General features: G+C 41.8%; 20 protein-coding genes. 10 read left to right on the forward strand and 10 right to left on the reverse strand.

The features are described 5' to 3' along the window. Positions 1-60: 60 nt before the first annotated feature. The 6 genes from RIB15_RS01950 to RIB15_RS01975 all read right to left on the reverse strand — a co-directional run bounded on the left by RIB15_RS01950 (position 61) and on the right by RIB15_RS01975 (position 8881). A complete protein-coding gene (locus RIB15_RS01950) occupies positions 61-2919 on the reverse strand; it encodes a TonB-dependent receptor (protein ID WP_350200460.1) in 2859 nt (952 codons plus the stop codon). 291 nt (positions 2920-3210) lie between these two features. Then, entirely contained in the window at positions 3211-5016 is a 1806-nt protein-coding gene (locus RIB15_RS01955) for a histidine kinase dimerization/phosphoacceptor domain -containing protein (RefSeq protein ID WP_350200461.1), read from the reverse strand. Positions 5017-5294: 278 nt separating this feature from the next. Beyond that, entirely contained in the window at positions 5295-6215 is a 921-nt protein-coding gene (locus tag RIB15_RS01960) for a 5-oxoprolinase subunit C family protein (RefSeq protein WP_350200462.1), read from the reverse strand. Then, positions 6212-6913, reverse strand: coding sequence for a 5-oxoprolinase subunit PxpB (gene pxpB, locus RIB15_RS01965; RefSeq protein ID WP_350200463.1), 702 nt, complete (start codon positions 6911-6913; stop codon positions 6212-6214). The genes RIB15_RS01960 and pxpB overlap by 4 nt, the downstream gene beginning before the upstream one ends. Continuing rightward, entirely contained in the window at positions 6888-7643 is a 756-nt protein-coding gene (locus RIB15_RS01970; protein WP_350200464.1) for a LamB/YcsF family protein, read from the reverse strand. Before RIB15_RS01970 ends, pxpB begins: the two co-directional genes overlap by 26 nt. A 2-nt stretch (positions 7644-7645) precedes the next feature. Continuing rightward, on the reverse strand, positions 7646-8881 hold the full coding sequence (locus tag RIB15_RS01975) for an Nramp family divalent metal transporter (RefSeq protein ID WP_350200465.1): 1236 nt from the start codon (positions 8879-8881) through the stop codon (positions 7646-7648). Between the two features lie 155 nt (positions 8882-9036). Between RIB15_RS01975 and RIB15_RS01980 the strand changes: the two genes are divergently transcribed. From RIB15_RS01980 to RIB15_RS02005, 6 genes are all read left to right on the forward strand, one after another. Beyond that, the gene (locus RIB15_RS01980; RefSeq protein ID WP_350200466.1) at positions 9037-9228 is read left to right on the forward strand and encodes a YwbE family protein; all 192 of its coding nucleotides are present in this window, start codon (positions 9037-9039) and stop codon (positions 9226-9228) included. Further along, positions 9225-10166: an alpha/beta hydrolase gene (locus RIB15_RS01985; protein WP_350200467.1), complete on the forward strand. Its 942-nt coding sequence runs from the start codon at positions 9225-9227 to the stop codon at positions 10164-10166. The genes RIB15_RS01980 and RIB15_RS01985 overlap by 4 nt, the downstream gene beginning before the upstream one ends. 78 nt (positions 10167-10244) lie before the next feature. Next, positions 10245-10682 (forward strand): CBS domain-containing protein, encoded by a 438-nt coding sequence (locus RIB15_RS01990; protein ID WP_350200468.1) that lies wholly within the window; start codon positions 10245-10247, stop codon positions 10680-10682. A 120-nt stretch (positions 10683-10802) separates the two neighbouring features. After that, positions 10803-11552, forward strand: a complete 750-nt coding sequence (locus tag RIB15_RS01995; RefSeq protein ID WP_350200469.1) for an MBL fold metallo-hydrolase — start codon at positions 10803-10805, stop codon at positions 11550-11552. Between the two features lie 45 nt (positions 11553-11597). Then, complete coding sequence (locus RIB15_RS02000) at positions 11598-12233, forward strand: class I SAM-dependent methyltransferase (RefSeq protein ID WP_350200470.1); 636 nt, start codon at positions 11598-11600, stop codon at positions 12231-12233. A gap of 131 nt (positions 12234-12364) precedes the next feature. Next, positions 12365-13351 carry a c-type cytochrome gene (locus RIB15_RS02005; RefSeq protein ID WP_350200471.1) on the forward strand — a complete coding sequence of 329 codons (987 nt, stop codon included), beginning with the start codon at positions 12365-12367 and terminating at the stop codon, positions 13349-13351. 46 nt (positions 13352-13397) lie between these two features. Here the strand turns inward: RIB15_RS02005 and RIB15_RS02010 are convergent, their stop codons facing one another. Further along, complete coding sequence (locus tag RIB15_RS02010; RefSeq protein WP_350200561.1) at positions 13398-15026, reverse strand: M1 family metallopeptidase; 1629 nt, start codon at positions 15024-15026, stop codon at positions 13398-13400. Positions 15027-15375: 349 nt separating this feature from the next. Here RIB15_RS02010 and RIB15_RS02015 point away from each other — a divergent pair, with 349 nt between their 5' ends. From RIB15_RS02015 to RIB15_RS02030, 4 genes are all read left to right on the forward strand, one after another. After that, positions 15376-16533: a hypothetical protein gene (locus RIB15_RS02015; protein WP_350200472.1), complete on the forward strand. Its 1158-nt coding sequence runs from the start codon at positions 15376-15378 to the stop codon at positions 16531-16533. Between the two features lie 114 nt (positions 16534-16647). Next, positions 16648-17880 carry a quaternary amine ABC transporter ATP-binding protein gene (locus RIB15_RS02020; RefSeq protein ID WP_350200562.1) on the forward strand — a complete coding sequence of 411 codons (1233 nt, stop codon included), beginning with the start codon at positions 16648-16650 and terminating at the stop codon, positions 17878-17880. 2 nt (positions 17881-17882) lie between these two features. After that, the gene (locus tag RIB15_RS02025) at positions 17883-18707 is read left to right on the forward strand and encodes an ABC transporter permease (protein WP_350200473.1); all 825 of its coding nucleotides are present in this window, start codon (positions 17883-17885) and stop codon (positions 18705-18707) included. A 45-nt stretch (positions 18708-18752) separates the two neighbouring features. Then, positions 18753-19655: a glycine betaine ABC transporter substrate-binding protein gene (locus RIB15_RS02030; protein WP_350200474.1), complete on the forward strand. Its 903-nt coding sequence runs from the start codon at positions 18753-18755 to the stop codon at positions 19653-19655. 56 nt (positions 19656-19711) lie between these two features. Here RIB15_RS02030 and RIB15_RS02035 read toward each other — a convergent pair whose 3' ends face one another. Genes RIB15_RS02035 through cysN form a run of 3 tightly spaced genes read right to left on the reverse strand, consistent with a single transcriptional unit; the run spans position 19712 to position 22493 of the window. Continuing rightward, positions 19712-20038 (reverse strand): hypothetical protein, encoded by a 327-nt coding sequence (locus tag RIB15_RS02035; RefSeq protein WP_350200475.1) that lies wholly within the window; start codon positions 20036-20038, stop codon positions 19712-19714. Positions 20039-20040: 2 nt separating this feature from the next. Next, positions 20041-20499, reverse strand: a complete 459-nt coding sequence (locus RIB15_RS02040) for a hypothetical protein (RefSeq protein WP_350200476.1) — start codon at positions 20497-20499, stop codon at positions 20041-20043. 59 nt (positions 20500-20558) lie between these two features. Next, a complete protein-coding gene (cysN, locus tag RIB15_RS02045; RefSeq protein WP_350200477.1) occupies positions 20559-22493 on the reverse strand; it encodes a sulfate adenylyltransferase subunit CysN in 1935 nt (644 codons plus the stop codon). Positions 22494-22519: the final 26 nt, after the last annotated feature.

The following is a 22519-nucleotide window of genomic DNA, read 5'->3' on the forward strand; positions in this document are numbered from 1 at the left end:
ATATAAGCCTCCTTTTTGGCTGTATGATTTATTGTTATCTCATTTTGGTATTAGTTAACACTAAAATCTATATCTAACCCCAACATCTGCGGTTAAACCAAAAACTTCATTCTCTCCCGTAAACTGCCTTGCACCTGTAAAAGAGCTTTCTGATTCGCGAGTGAAGTTGTTGACGTTTAGGAAAAACACAAATGAATCCAGGCTTTTGAATTGCTGATTAATTACCAAATCCCAGTATCCGTAAGCATCTGCCACTATATCTGACTCTGGAAGCCGGCCTACACGCTCAAGAATTTCACGCTGGTAGGAGTAGGAGACACGTCCGGAAAATCCACCTTTTTCATAACCGATTGTCAAACTGGATACGAAGTCTGGCTGTCCGGGAAGTTTTCCTGCCCGGGAAGAATCTTTATAGATAGGGTTGAACGGCGGCTCCGGATTATTACCGGCCACCACTAATAATGGAAAGAACGTCTCCGATTCTATAAAAGAAACGTTGGCATTCAGTATTAAACCATCCAGAGGTTTGGGTAAAAACCTGAAGTCTGTTTGCAAATCCAATTCTACACCACGAACGGTAGATTCACTCCCATTTATGGGTTCTGTTAAACTAAAACCGGCAAATTCTCCTTCCCGAACCCTGGTTTCTGCAATGTAGTCGATGTCGTCTAGTTCTTTATAGAACGCTCCGACTGAGAAATAACCAAGGCTGCTTTTATAGAATGAAAGGAATACGTCATAGTTTATAGCTTTGGTATGCTTAATGTTTGGATTACCGCGGCTAATGGTAAACTCTGCCTCATTTATAAATTCAGATGGAATCAAATTATAATAATCAGGACGAGACAAGGTTCTGGTAACAGCTAGTCTCAGATCAATTCCTTCAATAATGTTTAATTTGAGATGAGCCATGGGCAGTAGCTCTCCATAGTTTTGCCCACCCGTTGTATCTCTGAGGGTTCCGCTTCTGCCAAGGTTATTAAACAGATTGCCATAATACCCTTCATAATAATTTTCGGTGTATTCATAGCGAACACCTGGAAGAAACATCAACTTAGAACCCAAATTGATTTCTGTCATTATATAGGCTGCTGAAATATTCTCTCCCGCCGTGTAATCTGATAGTTCTACATAACGATTGGGATCATACTGGTCTTTATAATTTCTATAAAACTGGTTCAAGAGATTGTCATCTAACCCAGGACCAAAATCGTATTCACCATCCAAGAAGCCATTGGCTTTAAAATCCGGATCCAAGAAATTACTAATCAGTATATGCTCATCATTATATAATTCATATTGATCACTATTCGCTTGTCCAATATCACTTATCACTCCAAAATCTGTTTGATAGGAGTCTATATCTTGTATTCTTTTTTTATCCCTGTATTTCGCTCCAAATTTCAGATACCCCGAAGTATTGCCAAAGAGTTCATATGGAATCTCCATATTTAATTCTCCCGTTACGTCTCTATCACTCCCTTCTTTAGGATCAAAAGTGCTGTACAAAAAGTAGGTTTCACTCAACTCATTTCTGGCGAACTGTGGAATAGGTTCTGGACCTTGATTATCAACCAGGCCATTCTCATAAGCTGTTAATTCCTGGAATCTGGAATACACTGAATATGGGCGCTCTGTAAGCGTATAAGAATGCGCTGCCTGCCAATCTAGTTTTGCCCAGCCCAGTTCATGCTCGCCTCTTAAAGAATTGGAAAATACTTGTTCATTGATTTGCCGATCTCTTAAATCGTACTCAACACGCCCATTTCCTACTCTGTATCTTTTTCGTCTTCTCAGTTCATCCCGGTCCGTTCTCCCCCAAAAACTGCTGAAGAAAAATTGAGAGTCTTCAGATAAGTCATAATCCAAAGAAACACTGGCACCGTACCTCTCTCGTGTTTCATAAGTATCAGCCAGGTTAAGGTTCTCAATTTCCACACTTCCCGACTCTTGCCGGTACACGTAATCAGCTTCTAATAGATCAGAACTTCGATTTACCTTTTGAATACTACCTGTAACCAATAAGCCAAGCTTATCGTCGAAAAAACGGTCACTTAAGTTAATACTAGCCTTATATTGCCCAAATTCATTTTCTAAATCATTATATCCTGTTTGGACACGAGCACTACCGCTGAAATCAGATTGAGCTTCTCTTACCAAAAGATTAACTGTACCCCCAATAGCATCGCCATCTTTATCTGGTGTAAGTGCCTTAAACACTTCAATCCCTCCTAATACATCAGGTGGAATTAAACTAAGATCAACAGATCGGTTATTCTCATCTGTTCCGGGAATACGCACCCCATTAACTGTAATAGAGTTAAATTTTGGGGATAAACCTCTTACCACTACTTTTTGTGCCTCACCAGCATTTCGCTGCACTGAAACCCCAGGCAATCTCCCTACCGATTCAGCTGCATTTTGATCAGGCAATTCATTTATTCGTTCCGCTGACACAACATTTACAATTGTGTTAGATTGAATCTGGTCTTTTATTGCAGCTGCCTGACCTGCTGCCTGCGCCAATACCTGAACCTCTTCACCGGTAATAAAATCGGGTAATAAAGAAATGTTGAGAATGGTTGTGCCACCACCAGAAATAACTATACTAAAAACTTGTGTTTTATAACCCAGGTAAGAGAAACGCACATCATATTCACCTTCAGGGATTGATTCTATTCTATAATTTCCATCACTATCAGTGGCAGCCCCTCTGGAAATTTCTGCTATATATATATTAGCCCCTAAAATTGCCTCATTATTAGTTGAGTCTACCACCTGCCCTTCCAGAACACCTACAGACTGCGCTTGAATAGCCACAGGAAGGCTCAATGCAAAAACTAACATGACTATTTGTATTACGGGAGGCATCACACCTTTAGAGTTATCTAAAAGCTCGGTTTTTACAGTCCAACTCATTGCATACTGATTTAATTAATTCCTTCTTTTTTAGCTTTACTACTCACAAAAGCGCTTTCAAAACACATGCTCAATATGCTAGGTATACTTTATATATGCAATATTTTTTTTATTTGTTTTTTGTAAAGCAAACAAGTGAATGGAAAATATACATTTATAGAATCACTAAATGCGAGCTCTTTAAGTTTAAAATATTTAAAAAGCAATTAAAGGCTACAAAGTATTGGCCAAGATTTAGTGTTAAAGAATCAAAAGTGAAGAGGAAAAATCGGGTGTTGTTGAAAAAACGGACTACAAATTCGAATGGGCTCCCCTGCCTTTGGCCTCAAAATAGAAAGTGAATTTAAACCCCTCTACTGACTGTATTGTATAATCTGCATTCAACTGGTCTATCAAAGTTCGGATGAGAGTAACACCCAGAGTATTGGAATGTTCAAAAATATCCTTATCAAAACCTTTGCCGTTGTCTTGGTATACAACTTCAATTGATTCTCCCTTTTCCTTAAAGCTTATAAAGATCTTCCCCTCATTCTGTTCATTAAAGGCGTGTTTAAATGAATTCGTTATTAGCTCATTCATGAGCAGGCCCAATGGAATAGCCTGATTTATATTTAACCCTCTTGATTCAAATTGATGTTCTATACTGATGTTCCTTTCCCCGCTGTCAAACATACTCCTGATCCGGTCTATCAGCTTAACGGCATATTCCCCAAAGGTGATCTCTGTAAAACTTTCTGTATTATAGAGCAACTCATGAACTCCGGAAATGGAATATATCCGGTTTTGTGTCTCCTTCAGAATCATTTGGAGTTTCTTATCAGGCACACCTTCCTTTTGCAGCTCAATTAGCCCAACAATAATAGCGAGATTATTCTTTACCCGGTGATGAACTTCCGAGAGTAAGACCTCTTTTTCGTGAACCGAGTTTTCAAGCTGTTTTTTATACTCTGTCTCTTTGGTGATATCCTCAACAATTGCCAACATCTGTTGGTTTTCACTTCCATTCCCTACAAGCTTACTCACATTTAAGCGCATGTGTATGGGGGAGCCGTCCTTTCGCTGTCGTACAATTTCTTTGTTTTTGATTTCTCCTTCCTTCAGGCTTATATCCATCAGCTCTTTAAAATCATCTTTCCATTCCTGCCCTATGTGAGGCATAAATCGTCCTATAGCCTCTTCCTGGCGCCAGCCCAGCATTTCTTCAGCAGCTTTATTCCAGAAATCCCTGACCACTCCATTTGTATCTATAGCGTAAATACCCATTGGTGAAGACTCAATTAACGCACGTATTTTCTCGTTGGCATGCCGGGATGATTTCTGTGCCGTAAACGCCGTTTGCATATAGTAAAATATGACCGAGATAAGTATGCTTAGTGCCAAACCCAGCACAAGATTCAGGTATGAGCCTAATGAGGAATTTGCTGTTTCAAAAATTGTGTTCGGATACACGTGTATGACCCATGACCCAGAATCCGTGTTGTTCAACTCAATTGGATTCTCGATAGTATAGCTTGGAAAGTTTTCTGCTCTGGCGCTTTCTCCATACTGATAGAATAATGTTCCTTTGTCATCAAGTATTTCAACGTGATACTGATCCAGGCCCTGCATTACCAAATCGAACTGAGAAGTAAAATTCATACCTGCAGTGATTGTCCCCTGGAAAGTACCGTCATAAAAAACGGGAGCATCAATCAAAAAAGCCTGGGGGCCCTGAACCAAACCAAGCCAGTGTGTAAAATTGATAATGGAATCTTTTTTGGTTTTGAGCCAATCCTCGCGCCGGTAGTCCAGCTTTGAAATATCCAGACCAATGGCCTCTTCGTTCCCTTCAAATGGCTGCACTTTTTGAATAACCATTGTACTATCGATCCACTCAATGAAAAGAAATGAGGGATCCTGCTCAACAATTAGCCCTGCATCATATTCCCAATAATCAAAATAACTGCCATTCGTAATTTGCAGTCTATTCTTGAGATTTTGAAGGGTATTAATATTCCCCTGAACAGCTTTTTCAAACTGAAGTGTTACAAGTTGCGCCGTTTCTTCAACCTTTTTTTTATGTGTTTGTTCAATGTCTTTCTGATTTCCAAGCCACATAATAACAACCAAAATGCTTAAGAAAACACCTATAAGAAACGAACTGGCCAACCTGTATTTTTCAAAAAACTTTTCCAAAGCAAAAGAGCCCCATCAGTTTTAACCTTTCAAAAATATGCCCTTATTATTACACATTATTTATGTGAAAAACATCCCTTTTATAAAGTCCGGCATTCTACTATTTATCGTATTATCGGCTTAAATAGAAGAGAGTCAAACAAAAAAATGTTGATGCCAAATTAGAAAACAGAGATCAACACTTATTTCAACCCTTAAATCTAAACAAATAATGCTCTATTTAAGCTGCTAAGCTTACCAGCCTCTTCCCTGTTTATTTTGTTGAAGTTAATCTTCATTTCTCCCCAAAATTGCCCCACCCTCCACAGATCAGCATCCGCAACCTTGGCTATCCTCGGGTATCCACCCACAGCCTGTCCGTCCTTCATAATAATAATGGGATTTCCACTTTCAGGTAACTGAATAATTCCTGGTATAACCGGAGCTGAAGTCATTTGTACTTTTTCTGATTTAATGTTTTGCCCCGACAACCTGACTCCCATCCTGTTACTTTTGGAACTAACCTGATACTCTGCATTCAAAAGTTGCGACTGCTGTTTCTTAGTCAACCAATCCCATTCCGGACCTTCCAAAATCCGCAATGTTACTTTAGAAGAATAGTATGGCAATTTATCTTTTGGAACTTCCTTTAAAGAAAAATCTTCTGTGATTTCATCCCAAAAAAGCTCATCTCCCTGAGCCAGCTTACGGCCTTCAAACCCTCCGAAGTTACCCGTCAAATACGTTGAATACGAACCCAGCACTTTTTGGATATCAAGTTGGCCGCGTATAGCAAGATAACTTCTGCATCCTCTTTTACAGTAGCCCAAAGATAATACATCTCCTGCTTTGACTTCCACAGAGACATTCATCTCAACCTTCTTATCATTTACCTTTGGCTTCATATAAGCGCCGGTAATAGCAATAATAGAGTTTGAATTGAACTGGTATGTTCCCCCTTTAAGTGTCATTTCCAAAACTGGCGAGCCTTCCGGATTTCCTACAAGCCAGTTCGCAAGTCTGCAGGCATAATCATCCATTGCTCCTGAAACAGGCACACCATATTGTCTGTACCCAAACCGGCCATTATCCTGAATAGTGGTTAGTAATCCGCCGTCTATTACTTCCAGGCTATTTTTCATACCTCCTCTTTCTTGAAGTTTGTAAACTGTACTTCAGGGATACGCTTGAAAACAATGGTATCCCCAGCTCTAACTTTAATTGGCGGGTCTTTTCGCACATCAAAAAAAGAGAGCGGAGTTCTGCCAATAATTTGCCACCCCCCCGGACTTTCAAGCGAGTAAACCCCCGTTTGATTTCCTCCAATACCAACCGATCCAGCGGGTATACTGGTTCTTGGTTCTGCCTTACGTGGACAAGCAATTTCCTCCTTTAAACCTGACAGGTACAAAAAGCCGGGAATGAACCCCATCATGGCTACTTTATAGGATACTGATAAATGCTTTTGAATTACTTCTTCTTTTTCAAAACCGGTTTTCTCTTCTACTTCTCTCCAGTCTAACCCCAACTCATAGCAAACCGGAATCTCACAAGTTTGGGATGAATACGTTTCAACTGTTTTCTCTTCTACAGCTTTTGATATAATTTCAATCTCTTCATCAAGATTACCCAAAAGCCTGCTGTAAACTATTGCTATGCTGTCGTAAGCCGGTATAATATCTACAACAACTGGAATTGATGCAGCTTCAATAATTCTCACTGACTCATGAATGACCGAAAGCGGAATTTCATCCAGCTTGGGTTTTAGCAGAAGCGCCTTTTCCCCAAGTACAGAAACCAGCCAGTTTGTGTCATTAAGCGGAAGTAATTTCGATTCCATTTTTCTCCAGAAAATCGTGAATCTCTTTCGCTAATTCAGCTGCTCCTTCAGTATCGCTGTGAAGACAAATAGTTTCAGCTGTAATGGGTAAATCCAGTCCGCCATACGTATGAACCACTCCATCCATAAAGGCCGAAAGTTGTTTTAAAACCGCTTTCTTTTCATCCAGAACTGCTCCTTCGAGGGAACGTGATCTCAGGCTGAGATCATCTTCATATTGCCGGTCTGCGAATACTTCACTTTTTACCTTAAGCCCTACATCTTTGGCAACTTCAGCCAGTTTAGATTGCGCTGGTGCATAAATCATCATGTCTTTTTGAATCTTTACAATCGCTTTAGCTATTCCGAGTGCCAAATCTTCATTTTTAGCGGCATGATTGTATAAAGCACCATGCGGTTTTACGTGGTGAAGTTTCCCTCCTAATGATTCCGTCATTCCCTTCAGTGCAGACACCTGATACAGCACGCAAGCTTCCAGTTCTTCGGAAGAAAGGTTCATAATCCGGCGGCCAAAGCCTTGCAAATCCGGATAGGAAGGGTGTGCCCCTATAGCAACATTATTTTCCAGAGCTAATTGAATGGTTTTGGAAATGGTAACCGGATCACCGGAATGAAACCCACAGGCAATATTACAACTGGAAATGAACGGCATAATTTTAGAGTCACGACGTTCATCATACATGCCGTAAAATTCACCTAAATCACAATTCAAATCAATTTTGTTCTTCATAGCTAAAAGAAATTAAAGACTGAATTCAGGCTTCTGAACCCAATTAAAATCGTAACTATAATTACAATTACACCAAAAATGTTTTGCCGGTTTGAATTGGAGTTGGTCCCAAGCAGCAACGGCTTATTCATAATGTACAATAAGAAAACAGCAATCACCGGTAATGTGATTCCATTGGCAATTTGAGCAAACTCAATAAGCCTGACCGGATTAAAACTAATGGCAGAAAAAACAACCCCGGTGAAAAGTACAATCATCCATATGAGACGAAATTTGAAATCCTTGAGATCATCTTTCCACCCAAACATTCCCTTAGCTGCATAAGCAGCTGCAAGCGGAGCTGTTACCGCAGATGTAATTCCTGCAGCAAAAAGCCCTATTCCCATGAATGTTTTTGCCCAGCTTCCCAATAAGGGTTCTAGTTGTTCAGCCATATCTGCTGCACTGGTTATATTACCCAATGAACCATCTGAAGCTGCAGCACTGGTAATTACAATACACATCGAGATCAGCCCTCCCAAAATAATCCCTACTGCATTTTCAATCCGCATATCACGCAGCTGCGAGAAGCTCGAATAACGTTCCTGAACCGTAGAAGCATGCAAGAACAGGTTATATGGAACTACGGTCGTTCCAATCAAAGCGATCACAGTAAGGAGTTCATCTGGTGAGGCCGATGGAATAAATAGACCTTTAAGGATAGCCACCATATCAGGCTGAATAAGTACTGCAGTGGTCACAAATACAATACTCATTATGCCCACGAGGGCGGTCATTACATTTACAATCCGCTTAAAATTCCCGGAAAATAATAACCAAAAAGCTACAGCCCCTATTACTACAGAAGTAATCCGGATATTTAACCCATTAATAGTAAAATCCAGACCAATGAAAAACTCTTCCCATCCCAATACAGCCCCGGATATATTCCCTCCTTCATAGGCTATGTTTCCGACTATAATGGCACTGAAAACTAATAGTATTGCCATTATTCTAATTACCGGACTCTCAAGCTGCTCACGAATTGCTTCTCCAAATCCTTTGCGGGTAATAATCCCTAAACGTCCGGTCATTTCCTGCAAAACAATTGTGGCTATTACAGAAAAAAGCAGCGCCCAAAGCAATACATACCCGGACCTTACGCCCGCCAGTGTACATACCGTAACCGTTCCCGGACCTATAAATGCGGCAGCCACTAATGTGCTGGGACCAAAATACTTTCTAAACGGATTGTTCATATTTGAGTATATAGTACCTAACTCATAAAATCCCAAACGGATTTACGCTTCTAAACAAAATGAAATTTGAGTTATCTTAAGAAACGCCCTAAACAATTAGATAAAAATTAGTGTTGAGGGATAAATTATAATTCAAAAAAATCTTTCACCTCAATATGGACGGCAAAAATAGAGCAGATATCAGGCCTGGCATGCAGGTGGGTATAGTGCTCAAGAAAGACCAAAGAAGTGGTAAAATCACCAACGGAGTAGTACAAAATATTTTAACTAATTCAGCTACTCATCCTCATGGAATTAAAGTAAGACTAACAGACGGACAGGTGGGACGGGTTAAAAAGTTTATATGAATTCAATGAACATCGGGGATTTTTCGGAGCAAACGCTTGAGCTCAAAGAAGACTACGAGGGCGAAGTAATTGCTACATTGGTCCGGTCTCCTGAAAATGATACAGCAAGACCTTCCGTGTTATATATTCATGGATTGAGTGATTATTTCTTCCAGGTTCATGTTGCTGAAGCCTTCCATGCACAAGGATATAATTTTTATGCCCTTGATTTAAGGAAACATGGCCGGTCTCTTCTTCCACATCAAACCCCAAACTACTGTCGCTCTGTTGAAGAGTATTTTCCGGAGATAGATCGTGCTCTTCAAATTATTGACTCCGAAAATAAGGGCGGTATTATTCTTTTTGGTCATTCCACCGGGGGACTTACCAGCAGCTTATACCTGAATGAAGGCTCTAATCGTAAACTGGTAACAAAACTCATCCTGAATTCGCCTTTTCTACAATTTAATCTGAGTTTTTTTCAGCGAGCTTTTTTACTACCCGCCGCTGGTATTATCTCATGGTTTTTGCCTTATGCATCTCTTGAAAAACCATTCCCACATTTGTATGGAGCAAGCATTTCCAGCAAAAAATACGGAGAATGGGATTATAACACGGACTGGAAACCCCTGAATGGTTTTCCGGCTTACCTGAAATGGGTTTCTGCAATGAATAAAGCTCAAAAAAAGCTACACCATAGTTCAGATATCAATATTCCCATTCTGATACTTCATTCAGATAAATCGAGCAGAAATCAGACCTGGAATGAGAGCATCCTGAAAACCGATATGGTCCTGGATGTGGAGCACATGAAAGCCCTTGGAAAGAAATTAGGTCCGGATGTATCACTTGCGGAAATACCCAATGCCATACATGATGTATTTCTTTCCAAAAAAGAAGTAAGAGAGTTGGCTTTTGACCACATGTTTGAATGGCTGGAAAAAACTTTCGACGACTGATATCCTTTCAGCTTGCAAATCTCGAAAAAATCCTTTTATTACAAGTACAGCCAATTGTAATTAAGGGAGGTACGGAATATGCAGGTAAAAGAAATTTTAAATCAGAAAGGACGGGATATATTTGCCGTAAAGCCTGATTCGACGGTTTATGAAGCCATAGCTAAAATGGCTGAATTTAACATCGGGGCTTTACTGGTGATGGAAGATTCAAAGCTCGAAGGGATTATCTCAGAAAGGGATTATCGAAATAAGGTGATTCTTGAAGGACGCACGTCAAAAACGACCAAAGTTCAGAAAATCATGACAAAGAATGTCATTCGGGTTGAGCCCACAGATACAGTAAACCTTTGTATGCAGCTTATGACGGAAAAGAAAATTCGTCACCTGCCTGTTGTAGATAATGAAAAGGTTGTTGGGGTAATTTCGATTGGTGATGTGGTCAAAACAGTAATCGCCAACCAAAAATCGGAAATTGATTCGCTCCGCAACTATATAGGCGGAGGATATCCTACATAGTAATAAGCCAGATTTCTTAGAACTTCCGGTTTTTTTATATACCCAGTGTCCAACTCTCTTGAATTGAATGTTTGGCAAATTCTTACGGTTCCACTATCAACTTCCAACTAATTATATATTATGATTCGAGCGGTTTCTATATTCTTTTTTTTAGGATTATTCACTTTCAGTACAGCCTTTGCCCAACTGGATAACAATCCTGATCGGGTTGAAACTGATGAGGGTGAACTGGTGATTCATCCCATATTACACGGCACGGTAATTTTTGAATGGAATGGACGAACAGTTTATATGGATCCGTGGGGGCAAGCAAATTTATATGATGATAAACCAGCTCCTGATGTCATCCTTATTACTCATCCACATGGTGATCATCTTAGTCCTGAAACACTGGCCAGCTTAGATACGGAGAACACTTCATTTTATGTCCCTCAAGCTGTTGCAGATCAAATGCCGGAAGAATATTTAGCTCAAACTACAGTAATCGCCAACGGTGAGACTATGGAATATGAAGGCATCACCATTCGGGCTGTCCCGATGTATAATCTTCCCGAAAAAGATGCAAGGCATGCCAAAGGCTGGGGCAATGGCTATGTACTTACCATGGGTGGAAAAGATGTCTATGTCTCCGGAGATACCGAAGGAATTCCTGAAATGAGGAACCTGGAAGGTATCGATATTGCCTTTGTTTGCATGAATCTACCGTACACCATGGATATAAATCAGGCTTCTGATGCTGTCTTAGACTTTGAGCCCGCCATCGTTTATCCCTATCACCACCGGGGACAGGATATACAGGAGTTCAAAAAACTGGTTGATGCCGGCGATAAGAACATCGAAGTGAGGCTGAAAAACTGGTATCCAAGATAGAGCTTAACATCTGATGGGAAGAACTCCTACCTTCCTTCAAAAAGAATGATGAAGTGTACGCTCTGTTCATCCAAGACAGAACCGTTCTATTATTATGAGAATGAAGACCGGCAGTATCACCGATGCACCAACTGCCGGGCGGTTCTCATGGATACCGACGATTATCCAACTCCTGAAGAAGAGATATTCAGGTATGAAAGTCATGATAATGATGTGGAAGATCCCCGATATCAGGAGTTCGTGTCACCGCTGGTGGAAAAAATTATGGAGAGGTTTAACCCAGATTCACTTGGGCTGGATTTTGGTTCCGGAACCGGGCCCGTTATCACTAAAATGCTTACCGACAAGGGATATTCCATCAACACCTTTGATCCCTTCTTTGATAATAACCCGGACGTTCTGGACTTGAACTATGACTATATCGTCAGTTGCGAGGTAATGGAACATTTTCATCATCCTCATAAGGAATTTCTGAAGCTGAAAGAAATGCTCAAACCAAAAGGTGCTCTATTTCTGAAGACCGATGTATTTACAGACGACATTGATTTCCATGCCTGGTATTACAAAAGTGATGAGACACACGTCATCTTCTACCACCCCGATACGCTCCACTGGATGAAATCTGAGTTCAGCTTTAGTGGCTTAGATATCGACGGAAGACATATTACCTTCCTGATTTAGGACTTTTCCCCACACTTTTATCCATAGTAGAAAATCACCCTTTTTTTATGCAAATTAGTCCCAATCCTATGGGGCTTTTGGGTTTAAAGAAAAAGGGGTACCAAAGCTTCTCTAACTACAAATGTAATGCTATGAAAAAGTTATTAATGGTGCTGGGTGTGCTATTTCTAATTGTGATTGTCGGGGTAGCTGGTTTATTGACATATGTATCGAATGCCCTTCCAAATGTCGGTCCGGCTCCGGACATTCAAATTGAACAAACGACGGAACGTATCGAACGGGGCAAGTATCTGGCCAACTCCGTTATGCTATGTACCCATTGCCACTCTCCTCAGGAGAAAACAAAGTTTACGCATCCAATAGACAAAACTATGCTGGGCGCAGGGGGAAATCGTTTTGGAGCAGAAGAAGGATTTCCAGGCAATTATTACGCTTCAAATTTGACCCCTGCCAATCTGGACAATTGGACGGATGGTGAAATTTACCGCGCAGTTACCGAAGGTGTAAGTAAAGATGGGCGGGCGCTATTCCCAATTATGCCTTATCCAAACTACGCTAAAATGAACAAAGAAGACATTTACTCAATCATTGCTTATCTCCGTACTCTCGATCCTGTCGAAAATGAAGTGCCTGTTTCAGAATCTTTCTTTCCGATGAATTTGATCATTAACACCATCCCTATGGAAAGTGAGCTTGCTGAAGAAGAGCCAGACAAAACGGATCCGGTATCATGGGGTAAATATTTAGTCACTGCAGCCAGTTGTATGGATTGCCACACTCCGATGGAACAGGGTACTCCCATTCCCGGGATGACTCTTGCAGGGGGCATGGAATTTCCTATGGAAGATGGCAGTATTGTCAGAACGGCCAACATCACTCCGGACATAAAAACAGGTATTGGTTCCTGGACAGAGCAGCAGTTCGTAAGTCGATTTAAATATTACGCTGATTCCACTTTTAATTTTCACGAAGTGGCCCATGGGGAATTTAACACAGCAATGCCATGGAGTATGTATGCCCAGATGTCGGAAGATGAGCTAAAAGCTATTTATGCTTACCTGAGAACCGCCGAACCGGTAGATCATTTAGTTACAAGGTTTACACCTGTCGTAGACTAACAATCAGATCGTTTAACAAGAGGTTCAGGTTTGTCCTGAACCTTTTTTAATTTCCAAGCAGATTAAAACTTCCCACATAATAATTCGGATCAACAGTAAGAGTGTACGACTCATTGGATTCCAGGGAAATAGTCTTCCAGCCGGTGCCTGGCTGTAGTCTCCGCTTTTCTCCGTTCAATGTGACATCGACAGGCAGGTTAAATCCATCTACTGCATTTCCCCATCTGTACATCAGCGTGTTATTTCTGAACGCATATTCAAGTGTGGGAATGCGAATATCCCGTAAGTACTGATCAAAAACAGGGTCTAAATTCATTCCAAACTTATCGCTGATGTAGTTTTCTATTTGGGTGGTTGTTACGGTTTGATGATAGAATTCCCGGTTCAAACCTCGTAAGGTTTCCCGCCACAGAGAATCATTGTCTGCCACCTGTCGCAACGTATGCAGCAGATTTCCGCCTTTGTTATACATATCACTCGACCCTTCGTGATGCACCCCGTAAACCCCTATTAATGGACTATTATTTTGAATTCCGAGCCTGAGTCCCTGTACATATTCATTGGCCGCTTTTTCACCATAATGATAATCCAGATACAGACTTTCGGAATAATTGGTGAATCCTTCATGAATCCACATATCAGCTACATCGGCATAAGTGATGTTATTGGAAAACCATTCATGGCCGGTTTCATGGATAATGATGAAGTCGAATTTCAGTCCCCAGCCCGAACCACTTAAATCCCTGCCCAAATATCCGTTCTGATATCCGTTTCCATAAGTAACCGAACTCTGATGTTCCATACCCAGATAAGGAACTTCCACCAGTTTGTATCCATCCTCATAAAAAGGGTAAGGACCAAACCAGTACTCAAAAGCATCCATCATAGGTTTCACCTGTTTGAACTGCTCTTTGGCTTTCTCCAGGTTTTCCCTAAGCACGTAATAATCGAGATCCAGGATCCCTTTTTCCCCTTCGTATTCTTCCCCGAAATGCACATAGTCGCCAATATTAATATTCACCCCATAACTGTTGATGGGATTTGACACAAACCAATGCCAGGTTTTTGTCCCGTTTTGGTGCTCGTCAACCCCTCGCAATCTTCCGTTCGAAACATCCATCAGAGAATCAGGGGCATTTACGCTGATCAGCAAACTGTCCACTTCATCATAAGGATGATCTTTGTTTGGCCACCAAATACTGGCTCCTATACCCTGATTGGAAGTGGCAACGAATGGCCGGCCATTACTGTCTTGTGTCCAGGTAAAACCTCCATCCCACGGTGGACGAACAGCAACTTTGGGTTTTCCTGAAAAATGAACAACAACCTCATTGATATCTCCGGTTCTTTGCCTTTTCTCAAGTGTAATAAAAAAGGCATTTCCATCCCTTTCGAACTCAAGGTCACTTCCACCCTGAGTTATCTTTGTAATATTCATTGGCGGCTGAAGATCGATCTGCATGGTTTGATAGGGCTTCAGCACTCTATACTGAACCTCGTTCCATCCAGAAATTGAACTGTCCGGGATATTCACCTCAACGTTCAGGTGATAATAGGTCAAGTCCCACCATTCCCTTTCTTCTGTAATGGAACCCCTAAGGCTATCCTGATGAGTGAACCCGGTTTGCGGAGCAAATATTTGGGCATTCACATCCGAAAATCCAGACGCAATAATTAGTGAAAAAACAAGAACCAAAATTCTGAACGTTTTCAATTTTATATCCTTTTTAATAGCCGATGAGGTTAAGCTGTATCCAGCTCAACAACCAATTTTTTCTGATTACTATGCTTAGGTTAATGGTTTTATGACATTAACTGAACAGATAATACTTGAAACTGAGTCTCAGCTTGTTACCTTGAAGTGATTTAACTAACAGATTTTTAAAATCTTAAGTAAAAACACTTATTAAAGTGAAGTTAATTTCCTATAAAACTTCTCAGTGTTCTCTCCCAAAGCTTCGGGACGAGTTTCTTTATTCAACTAACTACGTAATGGTAACTAATTTTAATTTTCAGAGCTAATCATGAAATACTTAAGCTTACTCGTTACTTCCTTTTTATTGCTTTTTTCAACTTTCGCTTTCGCTCAGGAAGATGAATCTTCGTTATCGGTAGGCGGAGCTGTACGATATAATGTACTGCTAACCGACTATGAAGACGGTAATATCGATAATAACGATGCCCAGTTCACATGGGATACCTGGCGACTGAATGTAAATGCCGAAAAGAACGGAGTGAAACTTAATTTTGAGTACCGCTTCTACCCTACTTTTAACACACACTTTGTGAAACAGGGGTGGTTAGGATATGACTTTAATGAAAAGAATAATATCCAGCTTGGAGTAACCCAGGTTCCATTCGGCAATCTCCAGTACAATTCTCATAACTGGTGGTTCCAGGGACCTTATTATGTGGGCCTTGAAGATGATCACGACATGGGACTGAAGTACACGCATACCGCAGAGAACTGGGACTTGATGGCAGCATATTTCTTCCAGCCCGAACCTGCAGGTCCGGCCGGTGGTAGCGGATCGTTTGGTTTTGGTGGATCAGGTCGCTATTCCTATGATATTGTTCCCTCAGGTAATCAAACCAACTATGAACGTAATCAGTTGAACCTCCGTGTTACGCGCACCATTGATATCGAACGGGGAAGCATTGAGTTCGGTGCCAGTGGTGAAGTTGGGCAAATCTGGAATCAGCCGCTGGATGAAACATCATCCCGATATGCACTCGCGGCCCATACAGATATCGACTATGGCAACTGGAATTTCAAAGGGCAATTTATCAATTATGGAATGGATGCCCAGAATAATAGCGGACAGAGCGTTGACATCGTCAATATGGGGGCATACGGAACTCCATATTCGGTAGCTACAGAAATGAATATCTACTCTGCCGGCTTAAGCTACAGCTACGATGTGGACTGGGGCCCCATCACAAACCTTAATTTCTACAATGACTATACCTACTTCCAGAAGAATATTGATGGTTTCTACGATGCCCAGCAAAATGTAATTGGCTTTCTACTCTCGGCTGGAAATGTGTATACCTACTTCGACATTGCCCGGGGAAGTAATCAGCCCTGGATCACACAAAACTTTGGTAGCGGACTTGGCCAGGGAGTAAGTGATGCCCGCTGGAACACCCGGTTCAACATAAACATTGGGTACTACTTCTAAGCTATAACGAACATACATCCTGCTTGATGCGGGATGTCCTGAAAACGGAACCGAATTCCTTTTTGAGGAGATCCCGGACATCATATAACTCAATAATTTTTGAACGAAGGACATATGGCCGCTATAACCGTAAAAAATCTCTTTAAAATTTTCGGGAAGAACCCTGAAAAGGCCTTTCCCTTAATAGAAGAAGGCAAATCCAAAGACGAAATCCTGAATGAAACAGGAAATACCATCGGTATTAATAATGCCAGCTTTGAGGTAAAAGAGAAAGAGATGTTTGTGATCATGGGACTTTCCGGAAGTGGAAAGTCTACCGTGCTGCGCTGCCTGAACCGACTAATAGAACCCACCAAAGGTCAGGTACTGATTGGCGATGAAGACATTACCGAAGTGGATAAGGACAGGTTGCTGGAAATGCGCCGCAAAAAAATGTCGATGGTGTTTCAGAACTTTGGCTTATTTCCCCATCGCACCGTTTCTGAAAATGTACAATACGGGTTGGAAATAAGTGGCATGGATAAAGATCAGCGAAAGAAGAAAGCGTATGAAGCTATCGAGAAAGTTGGACTGAAAGGATATGAAGAGCAGAAGCCTGACGAACTCAGTGGCGGCATGCAGCAGCGTGTTGGATTGGCGCGGGCATTAGCCAACGACCCTGAAATCCTGCTGATGGATGAAGCATTCAGTGCCCTCGACCCCCTTATCCGCGCCGATATGCAGGACGAGCTGCTGGAACTTCAGGCGGAAGTCCACAAAACGGTCGTTTTTATTACACATGACCTGGATGAGGCTCTTAAAATCGGAGACCGGATTGCCATTATGAAAGACGGATATGTAGTTCAGGTAGGAACTCCTGAAGAAATTTTAACCAATCCAGCTGATGATTATGTGAAAGCTTTTGTGCAAAATGTAGATCGCACCAAGATCATCACAGCTCAGGCTATAATGAGAAAAGCACCAACCGTTCAGGTACCTAAAGACGGTCCATCGGTAGCTATACGAAATATGGAAAAAGTGGGGGTTTCAACCACCTATGTGGTTGATGAAAACCGTCACCTCAAAGGAATTGTCAAAATTGATGACGCGATTAAGCTGAAGGAACACGGGGTGAAGGATCTCGAAGAAATCATCATTTCTGACATTGAAGTCTGCGGTCCGGAAACCCCCATCAACCAATTACTGCCCAAAGCCATCGAAGCCAAGTACCCGATTGCGGTTATTGAAGCCGACAGCAGCCTGCTTGGCATTGTTGATCGTGCTACCATTATGGCAGAGCTCAACGAAAATGGCTTAGATACCCAAAAGAAAGAAACCAAGAATAACGAAGAAACTACTACATCCTGATTATGTTTGACCTACCTGTTGGAGATGCATTTGAATTTGCAATCAACTGGCTGACCGATAACCTGAGCGGATTCTTTGACCTTGTTACCCTCGTGGTTGACTCTTTTCTGGTGGGGATAGAAAACCTGCTTTTATTTCCTCACCCCATCATAATGATTGTGCTGTTCAGCGCCCTTGCCTGGTATGTATCAGGAAAGGGAGTCGGTATTTTCACCGTACTCGGACTGTTCGTCATTGAGGGAATGGATATGTGGGACGGAACCATGGAAACGCTGGCTTTGATCATCACCGCGGTGGTTATCGCTTTGTTGATTGGTATTCCACTCGGAATCTGGGCTTCCAAAAGTAAGACTGTGGAAAAGGTTGTTCGGCCGATTTTGGATTTTATGCAGACCATGCCCGCCTTTGTGTACCTGATTCCGGCTGTATTATTTTTTGGGTTAGGTCAGGTTCCGGGAGTGATTGCTACGCTCATTTTTGCTATGCCACCGGCTGTACGGCTTACGAATTTGGGAATCCGGCAGGTACCGGAAGAAATCAGGGAAGCTGCCCTGGCTTTTGGATCTGATTCTAAACAAATGCTTATGAAAGTTGAATTACCGGTCGCCCTGCCAACCATTTTAGCAGGTGTAAATCAGACTATTATGCTGGCTCTTTCGATGGTAGTTATCGCTGCATTAATTGGCGCCGGTGGATTGGGACAACCCGTAGTGACCGGATTACAGCAACTGGATATTGGACTGGGGTTTGAAGGCGGACTCGCTATTGTAATACTGGCTGTGTTTTTGGACAGAGTCACCCAATCGTTAGGAGCTTCGACAGGATAAGAATTTAAGATTTAAACAGAACCATAACATCAAACCAAAAGAACCATGAGAACGAATAACAGAATATGGAACATGCTATCAAAGCTGGGGATATTCGTCCTGGCTTTTGGGCTGATTACAGCATGTAGTCAAAAATCAGAAAATGAAACCAAAACAGCCGACTTAGTGTATGTTAATTGGGCTGAAGGGATTGCTTACACCAATCTGGCAAAAGTAGTTTTAGAAGATAAGATGGACTATGAGGTTGAAATTACATCGGCCGGAGTAGGACCTGCTTACACAGCCGTAGCCAATGGAGACTCTGATGCCTTTATGGAAACCTGGCTGCCCACGCTACATGCCGACTATGTAGAACAATACAAAGAGGATATTGTTGATTTAGGTACGGTTTACGAAGGAACCCAAAGTGGCCTGGTAGTACCTGCTTACGTTGAGATTAACAAAATATCGGAGTTGAATGCTGTACGTAACCAATTCAATGGTGAAATCACCGGCATTGATGCAGGCGCCGGGATCATGAAAACAACCAATGAAGTAATTGAGGACTATAATCTTGATTACGAATTGATTCAATCAAGCGGACCTGCCATGACCTCAGCTTTAAAGAAAGCTTATGAGAATCAGGAACCGATTGTAGTAACGGGTTGGAAACCTCATTGGATGTTTGGAAGCTTTGACCTGAAGTTTCTTGAACAAGACGAAGACATGATGAAGTGGAAAACAGGCAGTATCCACATCATGGGTCGTAAAAATCTGGAAGAAGACAAACCTGAACTGGCAGCATTTCTTACAAACATGCACTTAACGGATGCTGAACTTGCTGACTTAATGGTTCAAATCAATGAGTCGGATATGTCGGAAGAAGAAGTTGCGAAGGAATGGTTAACCAATAATGAAGATGTGGTTGCTGACTGGATTCCTGAAGATGAAATGCAGGCAGGAATGTAACTTCAACCACTTTTTAATGAGACTAGAGGAAATGCGTTAGCTCGTGTTTCCTTTTTTTATGCGATCACTTTTTTTACTGACCCAGCTACGGTATCAATAATAGCGAGCTTTAGCTTATCCAATTTAACCTGAGCCAGTCCCCTTTGTTTGAGTGCTTCCATTTCGGCGAGGTCTTTTTTGGCTTTTATCAGAAATTCAAAATCCTCAGGACTAAGATCGCCATCTTTAAGCTGCTTCGACCATCTGATCAGATCGTCTTTGGTACTTAGAGCGAAACTTTTGGCATCTTTTAGCAGATCATCCTTCAAATCTTCTCCAAAGTCCGTAACCAGTTCTGAGAGATCCGTTTTCAAGGTTTTCAGAAAAGCATCAAAATCGAACATAGCTATTCTACCTCACCCGGTTTTATTTTTCCACTCTCCAGCCCAATAATAGTATCAAAGGCATCCGCAACTACTCCGCTATATTCCCCTATAAAAGCGGGTGAAAGAGTTTGCTGTTCTTCCCAGCGGGCCAGAAATCCTCCCATTAGATTCCGGTCTGGATCTACCATGATTTCCCACTGCCTGGCACTTATGTCATTTTTGGGACGGCCCTTCGCATATTCAAAAGCAGTAAGCATGTCTTGCTTCAGTTGCTGAGCTGCTTCTTCATGTCCCGAATAAGGCTCATCCGCCCTATCAATCAACGACATCGACCTGACTTTAAGCTCAACCGCCTGTTGGTAAGCTGTCTCATTAAACTGAGAGATCGTTGGCGCACAGGCATTTATTATGAACCCAAAGGCCACTAAAATGGCCAAACCTGATATGGTTTTGATATGACAAGTGATTCTTGATTTCATATATCAATCTGCAAAAAATTAGCGAGAAATTCCTTGCCTTTTCAGAACCTGGTAAAAGATTATTCCTGTATTAGCTTCAGAATTTCTTCAACCGCTTCATCCACAGAAATTGAATCTGTGTCGATCGTTAAAGCCGGGTCTTCTGATACTTCATAATCCGCATCGTAGCCTGTCAGGCCAGTGATCTCGCCTTCCTGAGCTTTTTTATACAAGCCTTTAGGGTCTCTTTCCTGGGCAGTTTTTGGATCACATGTGATATGAATTTCCTTGAAATCTCCTTCAGGAAATAGTTGCTTAGCCGCTTCACGGTCTTCCGTATAAGGCGATACAAAGGTGCAAAGCACGATGTTGCCGTGTTCAAAGAATAATCGGGCTACTTCGCCAACACGACGTATATTCTCGGTTCTGTCAGCAGGGCTAAATCCAAGATCACCATTTAGTCCATGGCGCACCTGATCTCCATCAAGAAGCACCGTTTGTTTGCCTTCTTCCCAAAGCTTTCTTTCCAGCTCTTTGGCAATCGTACTCTTGCCTGCTCCGGAAATTCCGGTAAACCAGAGAAGCTGCGCCTTATGGCCATTTCTTTTCTCCCGTAATTCGCGGGGAATATTCCAGGGTTCCCAAACTACATTTGGAGATTTTTGCCGGGTTTTCTTGTCTTTAATGCCAGCTTCAGAAGTGTCTTTTGAAGATTTGGATTCTGTTGAACCTGCCCGAATCATTCCAGCACCTATAGTCACATTGGTAGCCGGGTCAATAATGATAAAACTACCGGTTTTCTGGTTTACCTGATAAGGATCATAGAAAATAGGCTGGCTGGTTTTTAGTTTTACGCGACCAATTTCATTCAGTCCTAATTTAGTAGCATCTTCACGGGTCAATGAATCCACATTCATTCGATAGAGCAGGTCTTCCATAAAAACCTGTACTGTACGTGTAGTATGTTGCAGCACATATTGCTTGTTCAGCTCCATGTCCTTCTCATTCATCCAGCAAATGTAAGCTTCGAATTCATTGCTGACCGCCGGCACGTTATTCTTTCGGACAATCATATCCCCACGGCTGGTATCAATTTCGTCCTCAATGGTGAGGGTAATAGAATCTCCCGGATACGCAATGTCAAGATCTTCATCCCGGGTTACAATTCTCTTCACTTTTGATGAAAGTCCGGATGGAAGCACCGTAACTTCATCTCCCGGCCGGACGTGCCCTGAAGCCACCCTGCCAGAGAATCCCCTGAAGTTCTGATTCGGGCGAATCACATATTGAACCGGGAAACGAAAGTCTACAATATTATCAGAAGCATCTACTTTTACGGTTTCCAGATGGTGCAATAATGTAGAACCGTTGTACCAATCTGTGTTGTCGCTTTTTTCTACAACATTATCGCCTTTCAAAGCCGATATCGGAATGTACGTGATATCGCTTACATTCAGTTTCTTGGCAAAACTTCTGAATTCTCCAACGATCTCATTAAACACTTTTTCATCATACCCCACCAAATCCATTTTATTTACGGCTACCACCAAATGTGGAATCCTGAGCAGCGACGAAATGAAAGCATGCCGGCGGGACTGTGTCAATAATCCTTTTGAAGCATCAACAAGGATAATGGCTAAATCGGCTGTAGATGCGCCAGTGACCATATTTCGGGTATACTGAGTATGACCCGGGGTATCGGCAATAATGAATTTTCGCTTTGGAGTTGCAAAATAACGGTACGCAACATCAATGGTAATTTTCTGCTCACGTTCTGCTTTTAAACCATCGGTTAACAATGCAAGGTTAACGTTCTCTTCACCGCTACTCTTACTGGATTTTTCAATGGCTTCCATCTGATCTTCAAAGATAGATTTTGAATCGTAGAACAGCCGCCCGATCAGCGTGCTTTTTCCATCATCCACACTTCCGGCTGTAGTAAACCGGAGCAGATCCATATCCAGGTATTTATTATCAGTGTTAGGGTTGTTTGATTGTCCGTTGCTTTCGCTCATTTGAGAAATAAAATTCGATGTTCAGT

Source organism: Gracilimonas sp. (assembly GCF_040218225.1).
GTDB lineage: Bacteria > Bacteroidota > Rhodothermia > Balneolales > Balneolaceae > Gracilimonas.